Source organism: Pectobacterium artocarpous, from assembly GCF_046159765.1.
Classification (GTDB): domain Bacteria; phylum Pseudomonadota; class Gammaproteobacteria; order Enterobacterales; family Enterobacteriaceae; genus Pectobacterium.
In genome coordinates this window covers 22,997-48,867 of record NZ_JBJXVK010000018.1, presented here as the reverse complement: position 1 = coordinate 48,867, position 25,871 = coordinate 22,997, and the positions used below count along the sequence as shown (strand labels likewise).

Genomic DNA, 25,871 nt, shown 5'->3' with positions numbered 1-25,871 from the left:
AGTAGAGAATGACACCCGATAATAGCGTAATTTCCGATAACACCATGACGCTCGTCAGTCTGATCGGCAATGCCAGCCTGCTGGTGCAGTGCGTTATGGCGATCCTGCTGCTGGCATCGCTGACCTCTTGGTATCTGATCGTGGCGCACGGCCGTGTGCTGCGCGGCAGCGAGAAAGATATCATCGCCTTCCGCCACCGTTTTCGTCAGGACGGCGATCTGCCGTCGATTCAGCGCACCATTCAGGGCAACATCGCCCGGGACGCTGGTGCCGGACACCTTTTCTCCGCCGCCTGGCATGAATATCAGCAATTAAGCCAGATAGAGGGCATATCGCCCGACGCCGTGACATCCGGCGTGGAACACAGCTTGCACGTCGTCATCGCCGAGCAGGAAGAGCGCCTGACCAACGGCTTGACCATGCTGGCCACGATTGGCTCGGTCAGCCCCTACATCGGTCTGTTCGGCACGGTGTGGGGCATTATGAACGCCTTTATCGGCCTGGCGCACGTACAGCAGGCGACGTTGAACACTGTGGCACCGGGCATCGCGGAAGCGCTGATCGCCACCGCTATCGGCCTGTTCGCCGCCATCCCGGCGGTGATCTTCTATAACCGCTTTACCGCCCGGACGCAGACACTGGTGAACCGCTATTACAGTTTCGCCAATGAGCTACAGGGCTATTTGCACCGCCAGCTACATACCGCGGCCCACCAAACCGCTTCCCGTTTCCAGGCCGCCTGACAGGAGTCGTTTATGCGCAGACCACCGTTACGCCATAGCCCCAAGGCCGAAATGAACGTCGTCCCCTATATCGACGTCATGCTGGTGCTGCTGGTGATTTTTATGGTTACCGCTCCGATGCTGTTGCAGGGCGTAAAGCTGGAACTGCCCAAAGTGGCCAGCGAAGCCCTGCCCGCCGACAGCCAGCGTCAAATTCTTACGCTGTCGGTCAAGGCCGACGCCACCTACTACTGGAATCTGGCCAGCGACGTGCGGCCCGAGCAGCGTGACGATTCGGCGCTGGCGGTCACGTTGGAAGAGATGAGCGCCAAGGTCGCGGGCATCATCGCCGCCAAAGGCGACACCCTTGTCTATATCCGCGCCGACCAGGCCGCCAACTACGGCAGCGTGGTCGCCTGCATGGCTGCACTGCAAAAAATCGGCGTCGAAAATATTGGGTTGATTACCGAGGCGCCACAATGAGTGCAATCAGCGTCGATTACTCTGCTGATAATAAAATGATGCCCGAGGATGTGATGAAGCGACAAACTCTCTGGCCCCGGCGTATCGCCGCTGCGACGATTGCGCTGGCGGCCCACCTGCTGCTGGGAACGATTCTACTGCGACACTGGCAAATGGAAACGCCCCCGGCACCGGTTGTACGTCATCTGAACACTGTGCTGATAGCCCTGCCCACCGCGCCGCCTACAACGCCGGACATCGCACAGGAACCGCTATCCATGCCGCAGGCCGCGCCGGAACCTGCTCCACGCCAAACGCTGCCGCCGGAGCCGCCCAAGGTGGCCGAACCGCCGGTCGCGCCGCCCCGGCCGGACAAGGCGCAATTGACACGTCGGCAGCAGGAGCACAACGTGCGAAAAACCCAGCGTCGGCGGCAGGAACAACAGCGTCGACAACAGCAGGAACTGGCGCGGCGGCAGGCCGAAGACGAACAACGCCATCAGACTGCGCTGCAAAGCCAGGCCGCCGCACGGACGTCGGAAAACGCGCGCCAGACGGGAGTGATGGACGAGCATCAGTATCAGCCGATCAGTAAACAAGTGCCGGACTATCCGGATAAAGCGTTAAGCCGCAAGATAGAGGGTGACTGTACCGTGGTTTACCGGGTAAACCGCCGCGGCGAGGTGGAAGATCCGCAGGCGCAAAGCGACTGTAATCCGCTGTTCGTCCGTCCGTCCGTCAACGCAGCCCGAACCTTTCGCTATCAGCCGCGCATTATCAACGGCCAGCCAGTCGATGTACGGCAAGTGAAAAATACGTTCCACTATCGGATTGAGTAAGTTCCACTTCGGGGCGACACAAGCGCGAACGTACGGTTTTTGGCCATTCTGCAGTCGTCTACTTTGCCTATGCCGTCTGGAACGAAGCAGTAAGAGACCGAGCCAAGGCGTCTGTAGCGGTTTAATGATTTGGCCACCTGATAAGCGGTGATATTCTTCATCTCATAACAACATCGGTGACACAATACGAAGACATTTCAGCCCCGAATTTAAGCGTGAATCTGCTCAGTTGGTTCTCGACCAACATTACACTGTTATAGACGTAGCCAATGCCATGAATGTTGGCCTGTCGACTATGACGCGCCGGGGCAGACAATGACGAGAAGAACGGCAAGGTAAATCACCAAAAGCGCCCCATAACGACATAACAGATTGAAATAGAAAAATAAATATTAAAAAGCTACCGCGCTCTTGATATCAGACTCCCTGAACAATTCTCGTTAATCGGGAAGCTCAGAACGCGTTATCCCGCGGCAACACTTTGCTATGTATCGGGGTTCATCGCAGCCGTTACAAACACTGGAAGTCACATCCAATGAAGCCGGATGCCCGCCGGATACATCTTCGCAGTCTGCTTCAGGATCTGCACAGCGTCAGCCATGGCTCGGCAGGGGCAAGCAATATTGCCACATGGCTACAAGGGCTTCAGGATGGGGCGCTGCCTGACCCGCCAGTTGATGAAGGAACGGGGCTTGTCAGTTTCCAGCAACCCGCGCATCGGTATAAGCGAGGTGGTCAGAAGCATATCGCTATCCCATGTGAATATTTATAAGAACATTGACGCCGAAGAAGATGAAACGCTTTTAAACTGATGGCTGGATAGCTAAGCGCCCATCAGTCAGCTTCTCAGGAGAAATAACGTGTTTCGGTAATCTCGGAATACATAGAAAATCACAGCGGATTGAACCATGTAAAGAAACGGATCGTCCCCTACCCAGCGCGCAACAGAAGCAGACCTGCGATAAGTACCAATGTCACCGCATCCCCCTGAGGACAGGGTCGAAATAGCTCTGGACACCTTACACCGTTTCCCCCTTTACGGAACCCGGATCCGATTGCCAGAAAACGGCACGATAAGCTGGTTCATCCACTGCGGTGAGCATTCAGCCGAGAACGGCTTTTACCAAGTCCTCTTCACACGAGTCACTTAGAGGAAACGTTGCCTAAAGTCGTACCGTATTTATTTTTACCCGAAGGAACGAAATTCATCATTGACCGGGCGGGATATGAAGAGTTTGGACGGAGGCGGAGTAGAAAAACGCCCTGAGAGCATCTCAAGGCGTTTTAGAATAGACAGGAATATTCACTGTTAATTTATAGTGCGACACTAAAATAATAAGCATCGCAATATTTCACATTATCTAAAATAAAATCACAGCCTATCGTGCAGCATTCAAAGGAATTTCGGGGTCAGGCTCGCGAGTCATACGATTACGTAAATCACGACGAATAATTTCAATGGACCAGAACCAAATGAGGTGGCCTACAATTTCTGACACATGTTCATACCAAGGGAGAACAAACAGAGACGGGGTGAGGCCCATTAATGGGAATGAAATCATATGGACAAATAATTGAGCCAGCGCACCGGCCAGCAGACCTTGCCATAATTTTATTTTAGGAAATACTTCTGCAACAACACAATAACCTACAGCAAAAACAATAGAGAAAATAATATGCGTCACACCAACCCAATTGAATACGTGGCCAGCAAAGGTATAAACCGCTGCATTAGGGTCAACGACGCCAAGCCAATCGCGTAAAAAAATGTAGGGTGGGTTAAGAAAATTACGAGAGCAATCAATTTGATCGGCAGCTCTAATCAGTGATTCAGGTACGCAAGCACTACTAAACATATCAGTGGGGCTACGTGGAGGAAGCGGATTTTCAGCGCCCCACTTAACAAAAGATGAAACAATACCTGCAATCAAACCAATAAAAGCCGCTAATCCATAGCGTCTCCGGGATGGAGATGTTTGTTCAAAAAAGTTCATTTTTTTACCAATCTAACTATTAAAGATTATATTCTTACATAGGTATTATGGACTGATAAAGATGTTAATTGATATATCTAACAATTCCTCTAGTATATTTTGTTATTAGGAACTTCGTTTTAAAATTTATAAAATGGAAAATAAAATAATGCGTTGTTTTTTTGTTAAACTTTTATTCAATAATTGAAAAACCAGCTTCTATAACGTATACGAAATGTATATTTCCTCCGATAAAACGAATAACAACTTTCCAATAAATAGCCGATAAACATATTTTCGGTTATTTTTTTGTAAAATACTAACAGTTCAGTAACTCATAATCTCACGCGGCAACACACTGATATTCAACCCACCACATGGATTGATAGGATGAAGTAATCCAGCCAACCCTCCCCCATACACCCATTTTACTCTTCCTTAATTCTGCCGGAACCAACCTGGGCGCTGATGCGCTTCACGCCAGAATAATGCAGCCATTCCCCAGGATGCTCCGTCCTGATGGCGTAATTGCCAGACCACACCACCGTAAATCGGAAATGTTTGGCCATTCTTCTTGATGCGGATTCCGGTGTAATTATGGTCAATCCCTTGCCGAGACACATTTTCAAGAAACTGCTGCCAGGCAGGCTGCAAAGCACCGTTCAACGCCAGATAACATGAATCAATCTTCTCAAGCAATGTGAGCGGCATAGCTTCTCCTTAACGGTTTCTTCGTCATGAATTGCTTCCAGCAGTTTATGCGCATCAACCAGCACATCGAACAAGGGTAGTAATAAAAACCGATACCACCACCAAGATTCCAAAGAAAACGGTTCATCATCCGCACCAAGTAAAAGCCTTTCACATATATATTTTTATGGAATTTAAAATCCATTTTTATTCTTTTACACACATAAGGCTGCTCTCTAGAGTAGCGAAAACACCGCCGTGTATGGCCTCATGTCATTCGTAAAGGACACAGGGAATGGAAAAAACGCATCCGCAAGTTACGACTCTCGCCGCAGGATTACTCTCGTTACTTTTCGCACTCAATCCCGGTGCTTATGCCGCACAAAGCGGTGAAAAACCGGTGTCCGGCGGTATCCTGAATATCGGGCTAGGTAGCGATACGCCAATTATCGACCCGCACATTACGGCCTACGGCGTAACCGCGCTGATTGCACGTAACGTAGTCGACTCTCTGGTCGGACAGGCGGAAGATAACCGCTTTACGCCCTGGCTGGCGGAAAGTTGGAAAATTAACGACGACAACACCGAATATACCTTCCATTTGCGTAAGGACGTCACGTTCAGCGACGGCACCAAGCTGGATGCAGCAGCCGTGAAATACAACATCGAGCGTATTCTCGATCCGAAAACCACCTCCAGCTACGCAAAATCGCTGTTAGGCCCTATCGACAAGATCTCAACGCCGGATGACTACACGATTGTGCTCCACTATAGCTCCCCGTTTGCGGCGCTGTTACAGGGGCTGAGCCTGCCGTATCTGGGCATCCAATCACCGACGTACCTGAAGAACACGCCAAATACCAGTAACACCGTGGTAGGTTCCGGGCCGTTTATTCTCGACTCCTTTGTAAAAGGTAGCGGCAGCAAGCTGACAAAACGCCCTGATTACAACTGGGGGCCGGGTTATGCCAAACACACTGGCCCAGCTTATCTGGATGGTCTGGTGTTCAAATATCTGCCGGAAGCGTCGGTGCGCCTTGGCGCGCTGAGCAGCGGCCAGATTCAGGCCATTGACGCCGTGCCGCCTGCCAATTTCCCGGCGGTGAAGCGCAATCCGAAGCTGGAAGTGATCACCTATGAGAACCCAGGCGTTAACCGCGTGCTCTATCTCAATACCACCAAAGGCCCTTTCCAGGATGTCACGGTGCGTAAGGCGTTCCAGAGCGCGGTGGATACTCACGCGGCGGTGAAAGTGGCCTTTTTCGGTACGCTGAAAGCCGCTGACAACGTTCTCGGCCCAGCCACGCTGTACTACGACCCGAGTGTGGCATCACGCTGGGGCTTTGATGTGAAAAAGGCTAATGAGCTGCTGGATAATGCTGGCTGGAAACAGAAAGATGGCGAAGGCTTCCGGACTAAAGACGGCAAGCGCCTGAGCGTCAGCTTCGTGTACGCCTCAACCAACGTTGAAGCTGCCGATGTCGCGCTGTTCCAGGCGGTGCAATATCAGGTGAAGCAGGCAGGCTTTGATGTCCAACTGACGCCGGTCGATGCCGGTGAATTCACCACACGCACCAACGCTAACGAGTACGATATCGCCTCCAACTTCTTCGTACGTGCAGAGCCGGATATTCTGCGCACCGTCTTCGATTCAGCCTACGCGCCACCGAACGGTAACAACTTTACCCGTATCAGCGTGCTGAATGACAAGCTGAGAAAAGCCATCGGTGCTGGCGACGCGGAACGTAAACAGCTTTATAGCGAAATACAGCGTGAGGTCATCGATCAGGCGTATGTGGTTCCACTGTACATTCCCGCCTATCAACTCGGCCTGTCCAAACAGGTACAAGGCATAAGCTGGGCCACTAACGCAAAACCGAACTTCTATGATGTCTGGATTAAACGTTAATCTGTACGCGTTAGGTAAACGTCTCTTCACCATTCTGGCTGTGCTCTGGGGCGCAGCCACATTGACGTTTATCGCCGTCAAACTGATCCCCGGCGATCCCGTCGCTATTCTTAGCGGTGGCGATAACGTGGTGGATGAAGCCTATCGTACCGTACTCATCAAACAATTTGGACTCGATCAGCCGCTGTGGGTGCAATATCTGCGCTACTGCGGACAGGCGCTACAGGGTGATTTTGGCGTCAGCTATCTCTATCGTCTGCCGGTTGGTAACGTGATTAGCGATGCGATGCATGAAACCCTGCCGCTAGCGCTCGGCGGCCTGATTCTGGCGCTGATCCTTGCGATTGCCAGCGCGCTGCTGACCGCTGGCCGCTATGGTGTGCTGCGTACCACCATTTCCTGGCTGGAACTGACGCTGCTCAGCACGCCGGTCTACTGGATTGGGATCGTACTGCTGAGCCTGTTCAGCTTTCGTCTGCAATGGTTTCCGGTCACCGGCAACGACGGATTGATGTCGCTGGTGTTACCGGTTATCACGCTGAGTCTGCCGATCGCCGCCATTCTAAGTCAGGTGCTGCGCGACGGTCTCGAAGAGGCGCTCTCCCAGCCCTTTTCGTTAACCGTGCGTACACGTGGCGTCAGTGAAATCCGGCTGCGTTTTCGTCACGGTTTGCGCCACGCGGCGCTGGCGACCTCAACGCTGACCGGCACCTTGCTGGCAAGCGTACTCGGCGGCTCCGTGCTGACTGAAACCGTCTTTGGTCGCGCAGGCATCGGGCAGGTCACATTGAGCGCGATTGAAAACCGCGACATGCCGCTGGTGCTGGGTGTCGTCATGCTGTCCGCATTTCTGTTCGTCGTCATCAATCTGCTGGTGGATGCGCTGTATCTGATTATCGATCCCCGCTTACGCAAGAAGGCGAGCGCCCATGAGTAGTGACCCCATGCCTTTCACGCAGACACCACCAAGAAAAACCTATCGCAGCCCGTGGCTAAGCACCGCGACACTGCTGCCTGCCGCACTCGTTTTCCTGCTGACGCTGGCGGTCTTCTTTCCCTCGTTGTTTACCAGCCGCACCGCCGATGAAATGGATATGGGGGCGGTATTTCAGCCACCGAATGCCACCTACTGGTTCGGCACCGATCAACTGGGACGCGATATTTTTTCCCGTATCGTTCACGGCACCTCGCTGTCGCTGGGCATCGGCGTCGGAGCAATGCTGATCGCCTGCTTCGGCGGCGTGCTGTTTGGCACGCTGTCGGTACTCGCGCCGCTGCGTATCCGGCAGGTTCTGGTGCGCCTGATGGACATCATGCTAGCGTTTCCCGATCTGCTGCTGGCGCTGCTGGTGATCGCCGTACTGGGGCGCGGCCCGGAAAACACCATGCTGGCCGTTGGGCTGGCGGGGATTGCTGGCTATGCGCGTTTAATTCGCTCTCAGGTGCTGCAAGTCAGGCTATCCGGCTATGTCGAGCACGCGATTGCGCTGGGCGAGCACCCACTGTATATCGTTTTCCGCCATATCATTCCCAATACGCTGCGTCCGCTGCTGATTGTCGCCACCATTGGCGTCGGCCATGCGGTGCTGTCCGCCTCGGCGTTGAGCTTTCTGGGGTTGGGCGTTGTCCCACCGACCGCCGAATGGGGCGCGTTATTGGCCGACGGACGTAACTTCCTTGATATCGCCCCTTGGGTCAGTCTGCTGCCCGCCAGCGTCGTTGCGCTGTCGGTGATTTCCATCACGCTGCTGGGACGCCGTTTACAGGCTATTTTGGCAAAAGGAGAGGCACGATGAGCCCGAATACACTTCCTCACCCCTCTCATGCCGCTTCAGAAGCCCCCGCAAAGGCGCCGCTGCTGCGCGTAGACGGCTTGAGCGTCACCTTTCCCAACCCTTTCGGCCCCATTCGTTCGGTTAAACACCTCTCTTTTCAGGTGAATGCCGGAGAAATTCTGGCGTTGGTCGGCGAGTCGGGATCAGGTAAATCCGTCACCGCTCGCACGCTGGTAGGGTTATCCGGCGAAGGTGCCGAGATACAAGCAAACGCGATTGAACTGACTCGTCATGACGGCAGCTCGTGTGATTTACGTTATCTGACCGATCGCGACTGGCGTGCGATTCGTGGCCGAGAGATCGGTTTTGTTTTGCAAGATGCGCTGGTGTCTCTCGATCCGCTGCGCAAAATTGGTCAGGAAGTCGCAGAGCCGATTCTGACTCACCGCCTGCTGCCCCGTAAGCAGGTTCCCGCGCGCGTCGCTGAACTTCTGACAAAAGCTGGCATTCCCGACCCAGAGAACCGCGCGGCGCAGTATCCGCATGAGCTATCCGGCGGGCTGCGCCAGCGGGCGCTTATTGCTTCCGCGTTAGCGGCGGGACCGCAGTTGCTGATTGCCGATGAGCCCACCACCGCGCTGGATGCCACCGTGCAAAAGCAGGTACTGAAAGTCTTCACCGCATTGGCGCAAGCAGGGCATGGCGTGTTGCTGATCACCCACGATCTCGCCGTCGTCGCAGATGTCGCGGATCGCGTCATCGTTATGCAGAACGGATCGCTGGTAGAAGGCGGTGAGGCACAACAGATCCTGTCAGCGCCGACGCATCCCTACACCCGAAAACTGCTGGCCGCGATCCCAACGGCTTCTACGCGGGGAAAGTGGCTGGCTAGCGTCGATCCCTTACAGGGTGGCATTGCGCCGTCACCTACCTCGCTGGCAACAAATCGCGCCAGCACCGACGATGCCATCGCTCTGACGGCGGATCGCATTGCGGTGTCGTTCAAACGCCCGGACGGCAGCCGGATGCAGGCCGTTAATCAGGTTTCACTCCAGATCAAGCGCGGCGAAACGCTGGGTATCGTCGGGGAATCCGGTTCGGGGAAAACCACGCTGGGCAAAGTCATTCTGGCGCTGCAAAAGCCGGACAGTGGCGAAGTCCGACTGGCGGACAATGCCTGGAGCACATTAACGGAACGCGAGCGCCGACCGTTGCGCGCGCGCATTCAGACGATCACACAGGATCCGTTCAGTTCGTTCGATCCGCAATTTACCGTCGCACAGATTCTGAACCAGCCGCTGCGCCTGCGCCGCGATCTGAGCGACGATGAGAAACAGCGACGTATTTTGACACTGCTGGAATATGTCGGCTTAGCCCCAGACCTGCTGAGCCGCCGCCCTCGCGCCCTCTCCGGCGGGCAGCGTCAGCGTGTTTCCATCGCACAAGCGCTGGCCTCAGATCCCGAGATTCTGATCTGCGACGAACCGGTATCAGCGCTGGATGTCACCACACAGGCGCAGGTACTCGATTTGCTGGTCGCGTTGCAGCGCCAGTTGGGGCTGACGATGCTGTTTATCTCCCACAATCTGGGCGTGGTGCAACACATGAGCCACCGCATCGCAGTGATGAAAGACGGGGATATCGTAGAAACGGGGCCGGTCGAGCAGATCTTCAATCAGCCGCAGCACCCTTACACACGCCTGTTGCTTTCAACGGTGGCGGAGTAGCGCTGTTGAGGTTTAGCGGCACACTGAATTTGTGCCAAAGGATAAATCTCAGAGGAACTGTATTAAGGGCTTTGGTAACCGGCTTCTTTTTGGTGTTTGACGGTCAGTATCACCACTCTGTCAGTCAGTTCATCGTGACGGTAAAGCATCACGTAGCCACTGCTGCCAAATTCGATCACCAGTTCCTGATATTCCAGGGGGAGATGTTCTACTGGTCGCCCACTATTCGGCAGCGCCTCTAACTGACGGATACCGCGAATCAAAATTTCAGCAGCCTTTTTTGCGGCCAGTACATTTTTGTTTTTTAGAAAATCCTGTAAGCGCTGTAAATCACGCCTCGCGCGTTCTGAAACGATCACTTGTGGCATGCCGGCGCATCCTGTTCATGCCCAGAACCCCAGGATTCTAACCAGGTAACGGTCTCATCTGCGGTGATGTGTTCGCCAGTGTGCTGATAGTCTTCCCACGCGGCCAGCGCTTCTTTACGGTACTGGCTGCGTTTTTCTTCCCGCTCAACGTATTCGGCAATGGCTTCCAGCATCAGCGCATGGGCTGAACTGTGGCGGTCATCGGCCAGCGTTTTTAGCCGCTCTTTAATGTCTTGATCGATGCGCAGCGTCGTGGTTTGACGTGTGGTGTCAGCCATAGTGTGCTCCCGTTAATAGTATTGGTGTCACCACTGATATTAGCCCCGAACGATGCGAGTGTCACTCCACATTCAGGAAGCGCTGGCGATAGGCGCTGGGCGAGACGCCGAACGCCTGATGGAACACGACGGAGAAGTAGTTGCTGTCTTCAAAACCGCACAGCGCGGCAACGTCGCCAATCGTTTGCAGGTCATAACGCAGCAGTTCCATCGCCTTACAGAGCCGCAGTTGGCGCAGGTAGTGCGGCACGCTCATGCCGGTTTGTTCTTTAAAGCGTGAACGTAAACTGCGGGCGCTGAAGTGGTGCTGTTCGCAGAAGGCTTCAAAGCGGAATGGGGTCGCAATGCTGGCACGCAGCGCATTCATCAACATATCCAACTGGTGCGCATCGGCCAGTTGTGGATTATCCGGTGTGTGGCGATAACGCGCCGCCAGCAACGCAATCTGCAACAGCAGCGCTTCACTCAGTTGCAGCGACAACGCATCCGACTTCATGCACTCCTGCCTCAGCGCATCCACCTTCTCGCGAAGGGTATCCATACCTTCCGAACCTAAACACCAGTGGCGCTGACTTTGTGGACGATCCCCGCCAGGCAGTAACATTTGCCAGTCGGCGGATAGGGTCAGGCGGTTACGAATATAGAGGATGTTGTCCAGCTCAAGCTCGTGGACGGATTCGTAGCTGTGGCGATCGTTCGCGGAGACATAGAACATATCGCCACGGGTAATGCGGTAAGGCACATCGTTCCAGAGGTGCAGACCATTGCCACGCCAGACAATGACGAGTTCATCGAAATCATGATGGTGCAGCGGAAATACGGGTTGTGGATGGCGTTCAGCCACCATCACGGCATTCTTGTCGGTGAGGAAATAGTCTTCAGTCTGTAATTTCAAACCCCGTATTGCTGTCGCCATTTCCTCATCCGCCGTTGCTGTTACCTACTCTTCACGAGAAAACGCCTGATGGCGTAGTGACTTAGGCGCCTGCGAAAATGCCTTGCGGAATTGCGTCGAGAAGTGATTGCTGTCGCTAAACCCACAGGCGTGCGCAATAGTGGTGATCGAATCGTCACTCTGCTGCAACCGCCGACGCGCCTCCAGTAATCTTAACCGATTCAGATAGCGTTGTGGCGTCATCCCGGTATGTTGTTTCAATTGACGATGCAGCGTACGCAGCGGCAGTGAGAATTGATCGGCCAAATTGCCCCAGTTCACCTCTTCGCTGTAGTTATTTTGCAGCCAGCCCAACAGTGCCTGCACCCCATGATGCTCAGAACCGTTGCCCTGCGTCTGGAAACAGTGTTGACGCAGTTGTACCAGAATGTGCAGAAACAGGCTTTCGCTAGCCGCAATCGCCTCCGGCGCATCACTCTGCGCCAGCTCCGCCAGACTATTGAGCGACTGTTTCAGTTGCTGCATCCCCACCGTATTCACTTGCCATTGCCCTTGCCACTCGCCGTTCGGGCCATATGGCAAAAATGCAGCGATATCGGACAGGAAGCGGAACCCATGCGGCGAACGGTACAGCATATTGGTCAGGCACAGCCCTTCCACGTCTTCAAACAGATGCCGATCGTTATCGCGAACAAAGAACACCGTTCCGCTGCACAGCGCAAAGGGCTGATCGTTAAACACATGGACGCCAGCGCCCTGCTCCACCAGAACAATTTCCCAGAAATCATGATAGTGCTCAGGAAACGCCGTCTGTGGGGTACGCGGCTCTACCGCGACCGTCACGGCGCGAGAAGTAAAAAAATCATCACCACGAAGTAACGTCATTTCAGTTCTCCATTCAGCCTCTGGCAAAAATGCGGCCTTTGAAAAAGGGTAGCCAGAAGCCACAGAACCGACCTTAAATTACCGTCACTCACGCGCCATCTGACTGCTCTTTTTTTAAGATCGCGCCGCCCAATTGATTGAAGTGTGGTAAGGATCACACCGCTTTTCCCTTATTTTTACGTGGTTATTCCCTAGATAATTTCCCAGATTGTGAGCCCTTTCACGGTCAGCTTTGTCATTTTGCCAGCCGCCTGTTGTAGATGGCACTCATCGGAAGGTGGCATCCGTTACCGCTCCTTACACTGCAACACATCCAACAATAAGGAGTGCGGCTATGGCGGTGAAGAATATCGTGGCGGTGGATTTAGGGGCATCCAGTGGTCGGGTCATGCTGGCAACCTTGCACACCGCAACGCAGCATCTGACGCTGAAAGAAATTCACCGTTTCAGCAATACGCTAGTGTTTCAGGACAGCCACCACCAGTGGGATCTGGCTGCTCTGGAGCGTGATATCCTCACCGGATTACACCAAATCGATGCCATGGGTATCGCGCCTGATAGCATTGGGATCGACAGTTGGGGTGTGGACTATGTACTACTCGATAAGGACGGGCAGCGTATCGGCCCGCCCTACTCCTATCGCGACCACCGCACCGACGGCGTGATGGCTACCGTCAGCGCCGAACTGGGGCGTGAGGCGATCTATCAACGTACTGGCATTCAATTCCTGCCGTTTAATACGCTGTACCAGCTTAAAGCGCTATGCGATACGCCGTCTGAAAATCTGAATCAGGTGGCACACCTGTTGATGATCCCTGACTATTTTCATTATCGCCTCACGGGGAATCTGGTCTGCGAATACACCAACGCCAGTACGACCCAACTGCTTAATCTGAAAAAGAAAACCTGGGATAGCGAACTGCTGGACTATCTGGATATTCCACGCCGCTGGTTGAGCGAACCCGTGCAACCGGGGTACGCCGTGGGAAACTGGACAGCACCGAGTGGACGACAGATTCCCGTCACTGCCGTCGCCACGCACGATACCGCCAGCGCGGTGGTCGGCGCGCCGTTGCAGAGCCGCGACAGCGCCTATCTCAGCTCCGGCACCTGGTCTCTGATGGGCATTGAGAGCGACACGCCGTTTAACAGTCCGCAAGCGCTGTCCGCCAATATCACCAACGAAGGCGGCGTAGACGGCACCTATCGAGTACTGAAAAACATCATGGGCCTGTGGCTGCTACAGCGGGTTTGTCAGGAGCGCAACATTAAAGATTTAGGCGCGCTGATTCAGTCTGCCTCTGCTCTGCCCGCCTTCATCAGCCTGATTAACCCGAATGACGAGCGTTTTATCAATCCGCCGTCTATGCATCAGGCAATCCGCGACTATTGCTGTGAGCACGGCCAGCCTGTACTCCAAAGCGATGCCGAGCTGGCACGCTGCATCTTTGACAGCCTTGCGCTGCTCTACCGGCAGGTGGTACTGGAACTGGGCGAACTGCGGCATGCCCCTATTCGCCAGTTGCACATTGTCGGCGGCGGCAGCCAGAACGCCTTCCTGAACCAACTGTGCGCCGATGTGTGCCAGATTCCGGTTCTGGCGGGGCCGGTCGAAGCCTCAACGCTTGGCAATATCGGCTGTCAGTTGATGGCGCTGGGCGCCGTCGATGACCTTGCTGCCTTCCGGCACATGCTGACTCATAACTTCCCTCTGCATCGCTATACCCCGCGTGCGGAGAGTGACTTTGCCGGGCACTGGCGTCGTTTTCAGGCGCTCAGCCAGCCAGAAACCGCCCCACAGGGCAAAAAGGAGACCACGCAATGAGCACACCAATTGAAACCGCCTGGCAGTTGGCAAAAGCGCGCTATGCCAGCCTGAATATTGATGTAGAGGCCGCGCTGGAACAGCTCGACCAGATTCCGGTATCAATGCACTGCTGGCAGGGTGACGATGTGGGCGGATTCGAGAACACGGGCGGGCCGTTAACCGGTGGCATTCAGGCCACAGGCAACTACCCCGGCAAGGCGAGTACGCCGGATGAACTTCGTGCCGATCTGGAACAAGCCTTTGCGCTCATCCCCGGCCCCAAGCGGCTGAACCTGCATGCCATCTATCTGGAATCCGCACAGCCTGTTGCCCGTAACGACATTGCGCCCGAACATTTCAGCACTTGGGTTGAGTGGGCCAAGCGCCATCAACTCGGTCTGGATTTTAACCCAACCTGTTTTTCTCATCCGCTGAGCGCAGACGGTTTTACTCTGTCGCATCCGGACGAAAAAGTACGCCGTTTCTGGATTGAACACTGTCAGGCCAGCCGCCGGATTTCTGCCTACTTCGGTCGCGAACTCGGCACGCCATCCGTGATGAACATCTGGGTGCCGGACGGCATGAAAGATTTGACCATCGATCGTCTGGCGTTCCGCCAGCGGCTACTCAGCGCACTGGATGAGATCATCGCTGAACCGCTCGATCAGGCACACCATATCGACGCGGTGGAAAGCAAGCTGTTCGGGATCGGCGCGGAAAGCTTTACCGTCGGATCCAATGAATTCTACCTCGGCTACGCAGCCAGTCGCGGCACCGCGCTCTGTCTGGATGCCGGACACTTCCACCCGACCGAAGTCATTTCCGACAAGATCTCCAGTGCCATGCTTTACGTCCCACGTCTGCTGCTGCATGTCAGCCGCCCGGTACGCTGGGACAGCGACCATGTGGTACTGCTGGATGACGAAACGCAAGCCATCGCCCACGAAATCGTGCGCCATAAGCTGCTTAACCGCGTACATATCGGGCTCGATTTCTTTGATGCCTCTATCAACCGCATCGCCGCCTGGGTTATCGGCACACGCAATATGAAGAAAGCCCTGCTGCGCGCGCTGCTGGAACCGACGGAAACGCTGCGTAAGTTGGAACAACACGGCGATTACACCGCGCGTCTGGCCCTGCTGGAAGAGCAGAAATCGCTGCCGTGGCAGGCCGTGTGGGAGCACTACTGCCAGCGTCATGACGTGCTTCCAGGCAGCGAATGGCTGCAACAGGTGCGTCAGTATGAAGAAACCATCCTCACTCAACGTCAAGGGTAAGACTATGCAAGCAATTCTCTCTTCCTGGTTTGTACAGGGAATGATTAAAGCCACCAGCGACATGTGGCTCAAAGGCTGGGACGAACGTAACGGCGGTAACGTCAGCCTGCGCCTGACGGCTGAGGATGTGACGCCTTATGAAAGCGATTTCTACCCGCAGCCGCGCCATGAGGCGCTATCGCAACCGATGCCCGAACTGGCTGACTGCTGGTTTATCGTCACTGGTTCCGGCAAATTTTTCCGCAACGTTCAACTCGATCCGGCGGATTCACTGGTGGTATTGCAGGTTGATAGCGACGGCAAAGGCTACCGTATTTTCTGGGGGCTAACCAATGGTGGCCTGCCGACGTCTGAACTGGCTTCGCATTTCCAATCGCACATCGTGCGTATGGGCGTGACCCACGGGCATGACCGCGTCATCATGCACTGCCACGCGACCAACCTGATCGCCCTGAGCTATGTGCTGGAGTTGAATACTGCGACGTTTACCCGTGAACTGTGGGAAGGCAGCACGGAATGTCTGGTCGTCTTCCCGGACGGCGTGGGCATTGTGCCGTGGATGGTGCCAGGCACCGATGCCATTGGCGATGCCACCTCCGAGCAAATGAAGCGTCATTCGCTGGTACTGTGGCCTTTCCACGGCATCTTCGGCACCGGCCCGACGCTGGACGACGCCTTCGGCCTGATCGATACCGCAGAAAAATCCGCCGAAGTCATGGTGAAAGTCAGATCGATGGGCGGTAAGAAGCAGACGATCTCGACCGAAGAGTTGATCGCCTTGGGTAAACGTTTCGGCGTCACGCCGATGGAAGCCGCGCTACGCGTGTAGTTCATATGACGCTATAGTTTGTATCACGCCTATCGCGTTACCTTCAGCCTCACACTGCCACGGCCTCACGCCGTGGCGTTCTGCTAACGACTACGGGGGACTCATCCATGTTGCGTAAGGCTTTTGTGATGTCGGTTTTTCCTGACTGTCACGATGAATACCAGCGTCGCCACAACCCCATCTGGCCGGAGCTGGCCGAGGTGCTGAAAAACCACGGGGCGCACCACTACAGTATTTTTCTGGATAAGCAGCGCAACTTGCTGTTCGGCTATGTGGAAGTCGAATCCGAAGCGCGTTGGGAGGCCATTGCGCAAACGGAAGTCTGCCAGCGCTGGTGGAAGCACATGAGTGACGTGATGCCATCTAATTCCGATAACAGCCCGGTTAGCGATGCGCTGGAACCGGTGTTCTATCTGGACTAAGGCATACTTTGCGCTAAACCTCATCGTGCAGCGGTAATGATATTACCGCTGTATCATTATGATTGAAGAGATAAAAAAGAAATAATTTGTCATTTAATGAATGGATTTCGTTACATATAGTTATTAGCTTTAGTAAATACATAAATATTTATTGAAATCGCAATACACCGCATCGACATCTGCTGAGTAACGAAAAGCACACTCAATCTGATTCATGAACTGATGTTGACGTTATGTTTATGAAAAGGGAGTTATTGTTGCGCCATCAAACTATACATTCTGTTTTTTACGTAACGGTTTCTACGTACCCGCCGTCAACTGACGACTATTTTGCTATCTCGCCGCACGGCGATAAGGAGACAACATGGACGAGCACCCTCGATGGCCCGGTAAACCGCATCCGTTAGAATAAGGACTGTCTTCTCCTCCGACCTCTCTGTTCTCTTCGCCTGCGCTGTTTACCTCCCTTAATACCTTCATTTTTTCCGCTTGACGTCCCTTTATCCGGGATGCGCGCCCGTGCGTGGCGGACAGGCAACATTAAGAGAACAGCATCATGACCGATATGATCACGCAAACGGGATATCGTCGCGCCCGTAAAACGCCTACGGCCACCTTTGCGATTGCCCGCGAAGCACAAAACAGCCTCGACCAAACGCTGGCTAACCTGAATACCCATCTGCACGGCTTAAGCCATGATGACGTCATTGAGCGTCAGCAAACCTATGGGGAAAACCGCGTCGCCCACGAAAAAGCGCCCCATGCGCTGGTGCAGTTGGCGGCCGCGTTTAATAACCCGTTTATTTACGTACTGATGGCGCTGGCCGCTATCAGCTTTTTCACCGATTACTGGCTACCGCAGCGCCATAACGAAGAGACCTCGCTCACTGGCGTGCTCATCATTCTGGTGATGGTGAGCCTGAGCGGCCTGCTGCGCTTCTGGCAAGAGTTTCGCACCAATAAAGCCGCAGAAGCGCTGAAATCCATGGTGCGGACAACGGCCACCGTGCTGCGTCGTCCTCACGCCAGCGCCACCGCTGTCCTGCAAGAAATCCCGCTTCAGCAACTGGTTCCCGGCGACATTCTGACCCTCTCCGCTGGCGATATGGTGCCAGCAGATGTCCGGTTGGTGGAATCACGCGATCTGTTCGTTAGCCAGGCGGTACTCACCGGTGAATCGCTGCCAATCGAAAAATACGACGTATTCAGTGATATCAGCGCCAAAGGCTGTCAGCCCGCAGGCTGCGGAGGCGAGAGCGATCTGCTGGCGCTATCCAACATCTGCCTGATGGGAACCAACATTTCCAGCGGCACGGCAACGGCGATTGTCGTCGCGACCGGCAGCCACACCTACTTCGGTTCGCTGGCAAAATCGATCGTCGGCACACGTTCTCAAACCGCCTTCGATCGCGGCGTAAACAGCGTCAGCTGGTTGCTGATCCGTTTCATGATCGTGATGGTGCCTGTCGTGCTGCTGATTAACGGCTTCACCAAAGGCGACTGGATGGAAGCCAGCCTGTTTGCGCTGGCGGTTGCGGTTGGCCTGACGCCAGAAATGCTGCCAATGATTGTCTCGTCCAATCTGGCGAAAGGCGCGATTGCCATGGCACGACGTAAAGTGGTGGTCAAACGGCTGAACGCGATTCAGAACTTTGGCGCGATGGACATCCTGTGCACCGATAAAACCGGCACGCTCACGCAGGATCGCATCATTCTTGAGCATCACCTGAATACACAGGGTCGAGCCGATGAAAGTGTGCTTCAGCTCGCCTGGCTCAACAGCGCGCACCAGAGCGGCATGAAAAACCTAATGGATCAGGCCATCATGCAGTTTGGTCGCCATAATCCCGCGATTGCCGCGCTAGGTCGCTATCGCAAAATCGATGAGCTGCCGTTTGATTTTATTCGCCGCCGCCTGTCCATCATTGTTGCCGATGAACACAACCAGCAGCGCCTGATTTGCAAAGGCGCGGTAGAAGAAATGCTGTCTGTCGCCACACATGTGAGTGAAAACGGGCGACGCTATGCACTGGACGACGCGCGCCGCAATACGCTGAAAACGCTGGCAGAAAGCTACAATCAGCAAGGGTTTCGCGTGCTGATGATCGGCACCCGTGAGTTGAGTCCGGTGGGCAGCACGCTGCCGCTCAGCGCCGAGGATGAACGCGACCTGACAATTTGCGGCCTGCTGACGTTCCTCGATCCGCCGAAAGAAAGCGCCTCTGCCGCCATTCGCGCCCTGCATGAAAACGGTGTGATGGTTAAAGTCCTGACGGGTGATAACGCGATTATTACCAGCAAGATCTGCCGCGATGTCGGGCTGGAACCGGGCGAGGTACTGGAAGGGAACGCGATCGATGCGCTCAGCGATGAACAGCTCGGCGTGCTGGTGGAACAGCGCACCATTTTTGCCCGACTGACGCCGCTGCAAAAATCTCGCGTACTACAGGCGCTGCAAGGCAATGATCATACGGTCGGTTTTTTAGGCGACGGTATCAACGATGCGCCCGCCCTGCGCGATGCCGATATCGGGATTTCCGTCGATACGGGCACGGATATTGCCAAAGAATCGGCCGATATCATTCTGCTGGAAAAGAACCTGATGGTGCTGGAAGAAGGCGTTATCAAAGGGCGCGAGACGTTCGGGAATATCATTAAATACCTGAACATGACCGCCAGTTCCAACTTCGGCAACGTGTTTTCGGTGCTGGTCGCCAGTGCCTTTATTCCCTTCTTGCCGATGTTGGCGATCCATCTGCTAATTCAAAACCTGATGTATGACATCTCCCAACTGTCGCTGCCGTGGGACAAAATGGATCAGGAGTTTCTGCGTAAACCACGTAAATGGGATGCCAAAAATATTGGTCGCTTCATGCTGTGTATCGGGCCGACGTCATCGATTTTTGACATCACCACCTATGCGCTGATGTGGTTCGTGTTTGCCGCCAACAGCGTGGAACATCAGGCGTTGTTCCAGTCAGGCTGGTTCGTTGAGGGGTTGCTGTCACAAACGCTGGTAGTGCACATGCTGCGTACCCAAAAGATCCCGTTCATTCAGAGTACAGCGGCGCTGCCAGTGATGCTGATGACCGGGCTGGTGATGGCGATGGGCATCTATCTGCCGTTCTCTCCGCTGGGGCCGCTGGTTGGGTTGCAACCGCTACCGTGGGAATACTTCCCCTGGCTGGTCGCCACGCTGATTGGCTACTGCACCGTCGCGCAACTGGTTAAGCGCGCCTATATCCGCCGCTTCGGCCAATGGTTCTAATCCCGTCTTCACGGCGGGTGCGCTGTCGCCCGCCATATCAGGAGTCTCAATGAAATTTTCTCGCTACGCATTTCAGATCGTTATCTTTTTTCTAGCACTGCTTTCACTGGTTAACATCACGATACTGCTTACCGTCATCTAGACGGTAGAAATACCGATACAGTGGCAAAAATAAATACCATCGATGCCAGCCAACGGCTGGATGAACAAACCATTGAAATGGAATCGTTGGTCAATCGCTTCAAGGTTGACAACAGCGCACCACAACCTCCTGTACAGCAAGCGCTGTTATCAAGGTAGGCCATAAAAAAACCGACCGACAACAGATGTCTTCTGCTTTTTTAGCCGGGTGGTACCGCCCGGCATCCCCTCATCATGGAGAATAGATATTCCGTACTTTCCTCATCACTCACTCTATTATATTTCCACACTTTATATCTGGCTATTCCCAATAAAATATATTTTACATTCCCAACATAATTATAATTGGTACCCCAGTCGCTTTAATTAACTAATTAAAGTGAATGTCGGTAATGCATTACTTTATATAAAAGGCGAAGTGATAAGGATATAAATTGCAATATCAATGCAACATTAAATACCTAACCTCAAATCAACTGACGTAAAATGGTTTTTTCTTATCACAAGAAATAAAACAATAAGTTATTGTTTTAAAATCAATTAAATAAAAATTTAAGCTATATAAAAAACAAGCAGCATTATAAGAAAAGTCTCAATATTCATCACAATTTAGAAAACACCAGAACTAAAATTAATTATGCCGAACTTAATTAAATGAAGGCTAAGAATTAGTGGTTCCCCCTTCCTGTTCAATTGGGAAGGAAATATCCCTGTATTTTCTAAAAAGAGAGAGTTTAATTTGACGACATTAAAACCCCTATTAGCCAAAAACCGCAGTTGGGCGACGCTACGTCGCCAACGCCATCCCCACTATTTCAGAAAGCACACGCAGGGCCAGACGCCGCACTCACTCTGGATAGGCTGTTCAGACAGCCGAGTGCCTGCCGAAGTGCTAACAGGCTCTGCTCCCGGCGAGCTTTTTGTTCACCGCAACATCGCCAATATGGTGGTGGCAGACGACGATAACTTCATGAGCGTGCTGCAATATGCCCTCGAATACCTGCATGTTTCCCGTATCGTGCTCTGCGGTCACTACGGCTGTGGCGGCGTGCAGGCGGCGGTAAACCTGCCCGAAATGGGGCTGGCTCAGGAGAATTCAGCGCTTTCCCGGCGCATCACGACACTGCGTCAGGCACTTTCGCCACATATTGCTGCTTCGCAAGATAGTGATGCCGATGAAAGCACACGCCAGAACCAACTGGTGGAAGCTAACGTGCTGGCACAGTTCGCCCACCTGATCGCCTGTGAACCGGTGCAGAAAGCCTGGCGCAATGGCGTCGAGCTTGATGTTTTCGGTTGTGTCTACGACCTGCATAGCGGTCATCTGAAAGAACTCATCCACCGTCACACCCAGGAACAGGAGGCATCCCCATGAACCTGAGTACACTCCGACATGATATCCCCGCGGGGCTCGTCGTCTTCCTTGTTGCCCTGCCGCTGAGTCTCGGTATCGCGCAGGCCAGCGGTCTTCCTCCTTTTGTCGGTCTGTTGACTGGCGTCGTCGGCGGTATCGTCGTTACCCTATTCAGTCCCTCTCGTTATGCCGTCAGCGGCCCAGCCGCCGGTCTGGTTACTATCGTCTCAGGCTCTATCGCCAGCCTGGGGTCGTTTTCAGCATTGCTATTGGCGATCATGCTCGCAGGGGGGCTGCAATGCCTTCTGGGCCTGCTACGTGCCGGGCGCTTCATTACGCTCATCCCCGGCACCGTGATTAAAGGTATGCTGTCCGCTATCGGCATCCTGCTAATTATTCAACAGATCCCGCTTGCCTTCGGCTCGGACGGAGAAGACGACCTGAAATCGCTCTTTAGCGCCTCCGAACCCGGATTCTCCGCCAGTGCGCTGACCGTTTGTCTGGTCGGGCTGGCCATTCTCTGGCTCTGGACCACCAAGCCCGTGCAGAAAATCAGCGCATTAAGCTGGCTTCCCGGCCCGCTGGTCGCCGTACTCTTTGGCGGCTTGTTTACCGTCTACGGTGATCGTCTGTCCCCCGACATGGTCAATAACCTGCCACGTATTGTCCTGCCAGAATTTGGCAATCTGGAGCAGTTGATGGGAGAGATGATTCGCCCTGACTGGCAGGCGTGGAAAAACCCGGCGGTTTATGTCGTCGCGGTAACGCTGGCACTGGTGGCCAGTCTGGAAACCTTGTTAAGTCAGGAAGCGCTGAAAAAAATTCGCCCGCAGCATCCGGCGCCCTCACCGGATAAGGAGATGCGCGCGCAAGGTATCGGGAACATGGTGAGTGGTTTTCTGGGCGGCCTGCCGATTACAGCCGTGATCGTACGCAGCTCCGTTAACGTCAACGCAGGCGCACGTACCAAGTTCTCCATCCTGCTGCACGGCGTGCTGCTGCTACTTTGCGGCTTGTTCATGACCGATTTGCTCAATGTCATCCCGCTTGCCAGTCTGGCAGCCGTATTACTGTATACCGGCTATAAGCTGGCTTCTCCGCAACAGTTCCTGCTGCTGTGGCGTCAGGGGTTACAACAGTTCGTGCCTTTCGCCACAACCGTCATCGGGATTATCGTATTTGGGATGCTGGCAGGTATCGGGCTTGGCATCATGACCCAGTTGGCTTTCAGTATGTATAAAAGCCACCGCAACGCGATGCAGCTTACACGCTACGGCGATCATTTTGTCCTGAGCTTTCAGCAGAACCTGACGTTTGTACACAACCCGCGTCTGCAAGGCCTGCTCAACAAGATCCCCGCCAACAGCGTCGTGATTGTCGAACACGACAACGCCGATTACATCGACCCGGATGTCCGCACAATGCTGGAAGATTTCCGCGAGAACGCGCAAGAACGTGGCATCAAACTCAATCAATGGCCGGTTTAACACACGGCTTGCCATGCACAGCCACGCCCTCGCAGGAGGGCGTTTCCTATTTAGATCTCGCTAAACAGCGCTGGCGACGCTCATCAACCCGTTGGGCAAACCATGCCGTAGTGAGCTTACGGGTGATCTTCGGGCTTTCCAGCGTGATCCCCGGCAGGATAACGCGCGGAGCTTTCTCGCCCGATTGATCAGCCAATGCAAAGACGCGCTCGTACAGACTGGTGTCTTCAAAATCGAGGCTATTCCCCTTCTCCAGCGCGCGACGAATGGCGCTGTCGCTCATGTCTACCCGTTTCCCCAACGCACGTACTGCCAGTTCTGTGGCGCTGGCTTTATCCGAGCTGTAATTGATTACATCGCCATCCAGCGCCAGTTTGATCCCTGTCAGACGGCTGACGGCACGCTGGAACGCCGCATTACGACTGGCATACCATCCTGCGTTGAAATCGGCAAATCGATAAATGGACTGTGGATAGTTCGCCGGATAACCCAACAAATGTTTGATACCAAAGTACATTCCACCACGACGGCTAAAGACTTCACGGCGGAGGGTTCCGTCTACGGTATAGGGATAGCCCGTCGCGTTCGCTTCAGCAAAGGCAATGCTCACCTGCATCGGCCCGCCGGTATGTACCGGATTCAACCGTCCGAACAGCGTCTGCCCCATCGGCACCATATTGATAAAATCATCAAAGATCGCACTCAGTTCCTTTTCCGTACGAACCTTATCAAGCCGCTCGCTGTAGCTTTTTCCGTTAGGAGACTTGATGAGTAACGCGGTGCGTACCAGAAACACCGGAACATGAACTTTCTCCGCACGACGGTCGATCTCCTGCCAGGCGATTTTCGACAGATTCGGCACCTGAGGATCGGCATTAAACGTCGATTCCTGTTCAGTCACCGCGAGCACCGAACACAGGTTTTCATTACTGGGATCGAGATCCTGCGTGGTAAATGCCGTCGCGATATCCGTCGCCCAGCCCTGACGATCTTTCACGCTGTCAGGCAAGAGTTTAAGTAGCTGCGCGCGAACATCCGCAGGCCGCGATTCCGGCGTCGTCGCCGTTTTGCTGGCGCAGCCCGCCAGAACCAACAGAGTTAGCGCACACAAGGGACGAAACAAGGAAATAGAAGAACGGAACATAGTCTCTCAGCATCATGGTAGGAAGGCTGTCAGAACGTTAGCGCAGCGCGCGCCAATTATCCAGCCGGAGTCAGCACATGCATTTTACGTACTGACCTGGCATAGTTAGCGCTATCACTAACCGAATGCGCTAACGAACGGACGACACACGCATGGCTGTCACCAACCATTGGACGCGGGATCAGTTACTGATCGCCTTCACGCTATATAGTCAGTTGCCATTTGGCAGGCTGCATTCGCGTAATCCCGACATCATTCGCTACGCAGCGTTGATTAACCGCACGCCTTCCGCACTAGCAATGAAGCTGGTTAACCTTGCCAGCCTCGACCCGTTTATTATCGACTCCGGCCGTACTGGATTGCGCGGTGCTTCCAACGCCGACCGCGCACTGTGGCAAGAGATGGACAACAATCCTGAGTTATTTGAACAGCAGTGCCAACAGGCTGTTGCCGCCCTTGAAGCACAAGCGGTAGCAGTGACGACGCCAGCATCGTTTAAGGCCAACGAAAGCGAAATTCATGATTATCACGGCGGTGAGCGTCTCGCGCAGGTAAAAACCCGCATTGGCCAGCAGCTATTCCGCAAACGCGTGCTCAGCAACTATGGAGAGCGCTGCTGCGTGACCGGGCTGGAAGAACCCGCGCTGCTGGTCGCCAGCCATATTCGCCCGTGGAAAACGGCAGCGGAACACCGCCTTAATCCCAGCAACGGGCTCTGTCTGTCTAACCTGCATGACAAAGCCTTTGATATGGGGCTTATCAGCTTCAATGATTCGCTGGAAATGTTGCTTTCTCCACGCATCAAAAAGCTGAAAAGCGCCATCAGCGACGTCAATTTCGTCCAGTACGAAGGTAAGCAAATCCATCTTCCAGACGCCTATCCGCCCGACCTGTCACAGATGGCGTACCATCGTGAGCATATTTTTTTGGGGAGGGGGGAAATACGTTATCGGTAGGACGCCGATAGCTTGCGGGAGGTATGCAAGGGCAAGGGTAGGTTCCCGAATAATCGCCGAATGGTTATTAGTTAACCTAAGAAACGATGCTGACAGTAATACATTGGAACAATGGTTTACTGGAACCACGATTAAACATTTAACAGGGAAAGCGTTAAAAAATTATCCCTTAAAAGTTCCCCCACTTGAAGAACAAACCGAAATTGTTCGCCGCGTCGAGCAGCTTTTTGCCTATGTTGATAGAGTGGAAAAACAGGTGAAAAATGCCCTCGAATGGGTCAACAATCTGACGCAATCGATACTGCCGAAGGCGTTTCGGGGTGAGTTGACTGAACAATGGCGCAAGCGGGGAAAACCGTGCCGAAGCGCTTTTAGCCCGTATCAAGACTGAGCGTGCCGCACAACTGCCGCCTCGTGTATCTCGGTTTGCCAGCGACAAGCCTTTCAGCCATTTCTGCGAGCACCATTCCAAAACATGCTGTAATTCCACTGTAAATCCATCCACCCTATTTCACGTTTTTCGTCGTTGGAATACAGTCTCTGTGCTGCGGCAACATCCGCCACCGGGCTTGGAACCCCGAACATCTGGAACTGAAAACGCTTTGTTTTTTCAGGGGCTACGTGCACACTCTCATCCGTGGCTCAGGCAGGGCAATCGTAAGG

General features: G+C 54.0%; 25 protein-coding genes and 2 pseudogenes. 20 read left to right on the top strand and 7 right to left on the bottom strand.

Annotated elements, in window-relative coordinates:
* The first annotated feature begins 8 nt into the window (after positions 1-8).
* The 6 genes and pseudogenes from tolQ to ACKQAD_RS20380 all read left to right on the top strand — a co-directional run bounded on the left by tolQ (position 9) and on the right by ACKQAD_RS20380 (position 3,290).
* The gene (gene tolQ / locus ACKQAD_RS12905; RefSeq protein ID WP_409160526.1) at positions 9-743 is read left to right on the top strand and encodes a protein TolQ; all 735 of its coding nucleotides are present in this window, start codon (positions 9-11) and stop codon (positions 741-743) included.
* 12 nt (positions 744-755) lie between these two features.
* On the top strand, positions 756-1,205 hold the full coding sequence (tolR, locus tag ACKQAD_RS12900; RefSeq protein WP_409160525.1) for a protein TolR: 450 nt from the start codon (positions 756-758) through the stop codon (positions 1,203-1,205).
* Complete coding sequence (locus ACKQAD_RS12895; RefSeq protein ID WP_409160524.1) at positions 1,202-2,023, top strand: energy transducer TonB; 822 nt, start codon at positions 1,202-1,204, stop codon at positions 2,021-2,023. The genes tolR and ACKQAD_RS12895 overlap by 4 nt, the downstream gene beginning before the upstream one ends.
* Positions 2,024-2,207: 184 nt before the next feature.
* Positions 2,208-2,780, top strand: a pseudogene (locus ACKQAD_RS12890) (transposase); the annotation flags it as partial.
* Between the two features lie 214 nt (positions 2,781-2,994).
* Complete coding sequence (locus ACKQAD_RS20385; protein WP_498044232.1) at positions 2,995-3,174, top strand: immunity protein Imm33 domain-containing protein; 180 nt, start codon at positions 2,995-2,997, stop codon at positions 3,172-3,174.
* 8 nt (positions 3,175-3,182) lie between these two features.
* Positions 3,183-3,290 (top strand): hypothetical protein, encoded by a 108-nt coding sequence (locus tag ACKQAD_RS20380; RefSeq protein WP_498044231.1) that lies wholly within the window; start codon positions 3,183-3,185, stop codon positions 3,288-3,290.
* 112 nt (positions 3,291-3,402) lie between these two features.
* Here ACKQAD_RS20380 and ACKQAD_RS12885 read toward each other — a convergent pair whose 3' ends face one another.
* Both ACKQAD_RS12885 and ACKQAD_RS12880 read right to left on the bottom strand, forming a co-directional pair.
* Positions 3,403-4,017 (bottom strand): YagU family protein, encoded by a 615-nt coding sequence (locus ACKQAD_RS12885; protein WP_409160523.1) that lies wholly within the window; start codon positions 4,015-4,017, stop codon positions 3,403-3,405.
* A gap of 417 nt (positions 4,018-4,434) precedes the next feature.
* Complete coding sequence (locus ACKQAD_RS12880) at positions 4,435-4,707, bottom strand: MEKHLA domain-containing protein (protein ID WP_409160522.1); 273 nt, start codon at positions 4,705-4,707, stop codon at positions 4,435-4,437.
* Positions 4,708-4,981: 274 nt separating this feature from the next.
* Here ACKQAD_RS12880 and ACKQAD_RS12875 point away from each other — a divergent pair, with 274 nt between their 5' ends.
* Genes ACKQAD_RS12875 through ACKQAD_RS12860 form a run of 4 tightly spaced genes read left to right on the top strand, consistent with a single transcriptional unit; the run spans position 4,982 to position 10,097 of the window.
* Complete coding sequence (locus ACKQAD_RS12875) at positions 4,982-6,595, top strand: ABC transporter substrate-binding protein (RefSeq protein ID WP_409160521.1); 1,614 nt, start codon at positions 4,982-4,984, stop codon at positions 6,593-6,595.
* Entirely contained in the window at positions 6,573-7,532 is a 960-nt protein-coding gene (locus ACKQAD_RS12870) for an ABC transporter permease (protein WP_409160520.1), read from the top strand. The genes ACKQAD_RS12875 and ACKQAD_RS12870 overlap by 23 nt, the downstream gene beginning before the upstream one ends.
* Complete coding sequence (locus ACKQAD_RS12865; protein ID WP_409160519.1) at positions 7,525-8,391, top strand: ABC transporter permease; 867 nt, start codon at positions 7,525-7,527, stop codon at positions 8,389-8,391. Before ACKQAD_RS12870 ends, ACKQAD_RS12865 begins: the two co-directional genes overlap by 8 nt.
* Positions 8,388-10,097, top strand: a complete 1,710-nt coding sequence (locus ACKQAD_RS12860; RefSeq protein WP_409160518.1) for a dipeptide ABC transporter ATP-binding protein — start codon at positions 8,388-8,390, stop codon at positions 10,095-10,097. The genes ACKQAD_RS12865 and ACKQAD_RS12860 overlap by 4 nt, the downstream gene beginning before the upstream one ends.
* Before the next feature lie 62 nt (positions 10,098-10,159).
* Here the strand turns inward: ACKQAD_RS12860 and ACKQAD_RS12855 are convergent, their stop codons facing one another.
* From ACKQAD_RS12855 to rhaS, 4 genes are all read right to left on the bottom strand, one after another.
* Positions 10,160-10,465: a type II toxin-antitoxin system RelE/ParE family toxin gene (locus ACKQAD_RS12855; RefSeq protein WP_409160517.1), complete on the bottom strand. Its 306-nt coding sequence runs from the start codon at positions 10,463-10,465 to the stop codon at positions 10,160-10,162.
* Positions 10,453-10,743 carry a CopG family ribbon-helix-helix protein gene (locus ACKQAD_RS12850; RefSeq protein ID WP_409160516.1) on the bottom strand — a complete coding sequence of 97 codons (291 nt, stop codon included), beginning with the start codon at positions 10,741-10,743 and terminating at the stop codon, positions 10,453-10,455. Before ACKQAD_RS12850 ends, ACKQAD_RS12855 begins: the two co-directional genes overlap by 13 nt.
* Before the next feature lie 61 nt (positions 10,744-10,804).
* Positions 10,805-11,659, bottom strand: coding sequence for a helix-turn-helix domain-containing protein (locus tag ACKQAD_RS12845; RefSeq protein ID WP_409160515.1), 855 nt, complete (start codon positions 11,657-11,659; stop codon positions 10,805-10,807).
* Positions 11,660-11,683: 24 nt separating this feature from the next.
* Positions 11,684-12,523 carry an HTH-type transcriptional activator RhaS gene (gene rhaS / locus ACKQAD_RS12840; RefSeq protein WP_409160514.1) on the bottom strand — a complete coding sequence of 280 codons (840 nt, stop codon included), beginning with the start codon at positions 12,521-12,523 and terminating at the stop codon, positions 11,684-11,686.
* Positions 12,524-12,857: 334 nt separating this feature from the next.
* On the opposite strand from rhaS, the gene rhaB reads away from it, so the two are divergent.
* The 8 genes from rhaB to ACKQAD_RS12800 all read left to right on the top strand — a co-directional run bounded on the left by rhaB (position 12,858) and on the right by ACKQAD_RS12800 (position 23,108).
* Positions 12,858-14,348 (top strand): rhamnulokinase, encoded by a 1,491-nt coding sequence (gene rhaB, locus ACKQAD_RS12835; RefSeq protein ID WP_409160513.1) that lies wholly within the window; start codon positions 12,858-12,860, stop codon positions 14,346-14,348.
* Positions 14,345-15,607 carry an L-rhamnose isomerase gene (locus tag ACKQAD_RS12830; protein WP_409160512.1) on the top strand — a complete coding sequence of 421 codons (1,263 nt, stop codon included), beginning with the start codon at positions 14,345-14,347 and terminating at the stop codon, positions 15,605-15,607. The genes rhaB and ACKQAD_RS12830 overlap by 4 nt, the downstream gene beginning before the upstream one ends.
* A 4-nt stretch (positions 15,608-15,611) precedes the next feature.
* Positions 15,612-16,436 (top strand): rhamnulose-1-phosphate aldolase, encoded by an 825-nt coding sequence (gene rhaD / locus ACKQAD_RS12825; protein ID WP_409160567.1) that lies wholly within the window; start codon positions 15,612-15,614, stop codon positions 16,434-16,436.
* 107 nt (positions 16,437-16,543) lie between these two features.
* Positions 16,544-16,858, top strand: coding sequence for an L-rhamnose mutarotase (rhaM, locus tag ACKQAD_RS12820; RefSeq protein ID WP_409160511.1), 315 nt, complete (start codon positions 16,544-16,546; stop codon positions 16,856-16,858).
* A 556-nt stretch (positions 16,859-17,414) separates the two neighbouring features.
* Positions 17,415-20,126, top strand: coding sequence for a magnesium-translocating P-type ATPase (mgtA, locus tag ACKQAD_RS12815; protein ID WP_409160510.1), 2,712 nt, complete (start codon positions 17,415-17,417; stop codon positions 20,124-20,126).
* 162 nt (positions 20,127-20,288) lie between these two features.
* Positions 20,289-20,426, top strand: a complete 138-nt coding sequence (locus ACKQAD_RS12810; protein WP_409160509.1) for a hypothetical protein — start codon at positions 20,289-20,291, stop codon at positions 20,424-20,426.
* A 580-nt stretch (positions 20,427-21,006) separates the two neighbouring features.
* Positions 21,007-21,642, top strand: a complete 636-nt coding sequence (locus tag ACKQAD_RS12805; RefSeq protein WP_409160508.1) for a carbonic anhydrase — start codon at positions 21,007-21,009, stop codon at positions 21,640-21,642.
* Positions 21,639-23,108, top strand: a complete 1,470-nt coding sequence (locus ACKQAD_RS12800; protein WP_409160507.1) for a SulP family inorganic anion transporter — start codon at positions 21,639-21,641, stop codon at positions 23,106-23,108. The genes ACKQAD_RS12805 and ACKQAD_RS12800 overlap by 4 nt, the downstream gene beginning before the upstream one ends.
* 46 nt (positions 23,109-23,154) lie before the next feature.
* Here ACKQAD_RS12800 and ACKQAD_RS12795 read toward each other — a convergent pair whose 3' ends face one another.
* Entirely contained in the window at positions 23,155-24,252 is a 1,098-nt protein-coding gene (locus ACKQAD_RS12795; RefSeq protein ID WP_409160506.1) for a DUF1615 domain-containing protein, read from the bottom strand.
* A 152-nt stretch (positions 24,253-24,404) separates the two neighbouring features.
* On the opposite strand from ACKQAD_RS12795, the gene ACKQAD_RS12790 reads away from it, so the two are divergent.
* Complete coding sequence (locus ACKQAD_RS12790; protein WP_409160505.1) at positions 24,405-25,208, top strand: HNH endonuclease; 804 nt, start codon at positions 24,405-24,407, stop codon at positions 25,206-25,208.
* Between the two features lie 28 nt (positions 25,209-25,236).
* Positions 25,237-25,633 (top strand): annotated as a pseudogene (locus ACKQAD_RS12785) (restriction endonuclease subunit S); the annotation flags it as partial.
* Positions 25,634-25,871: the final 238 nt, after the last annotated feature.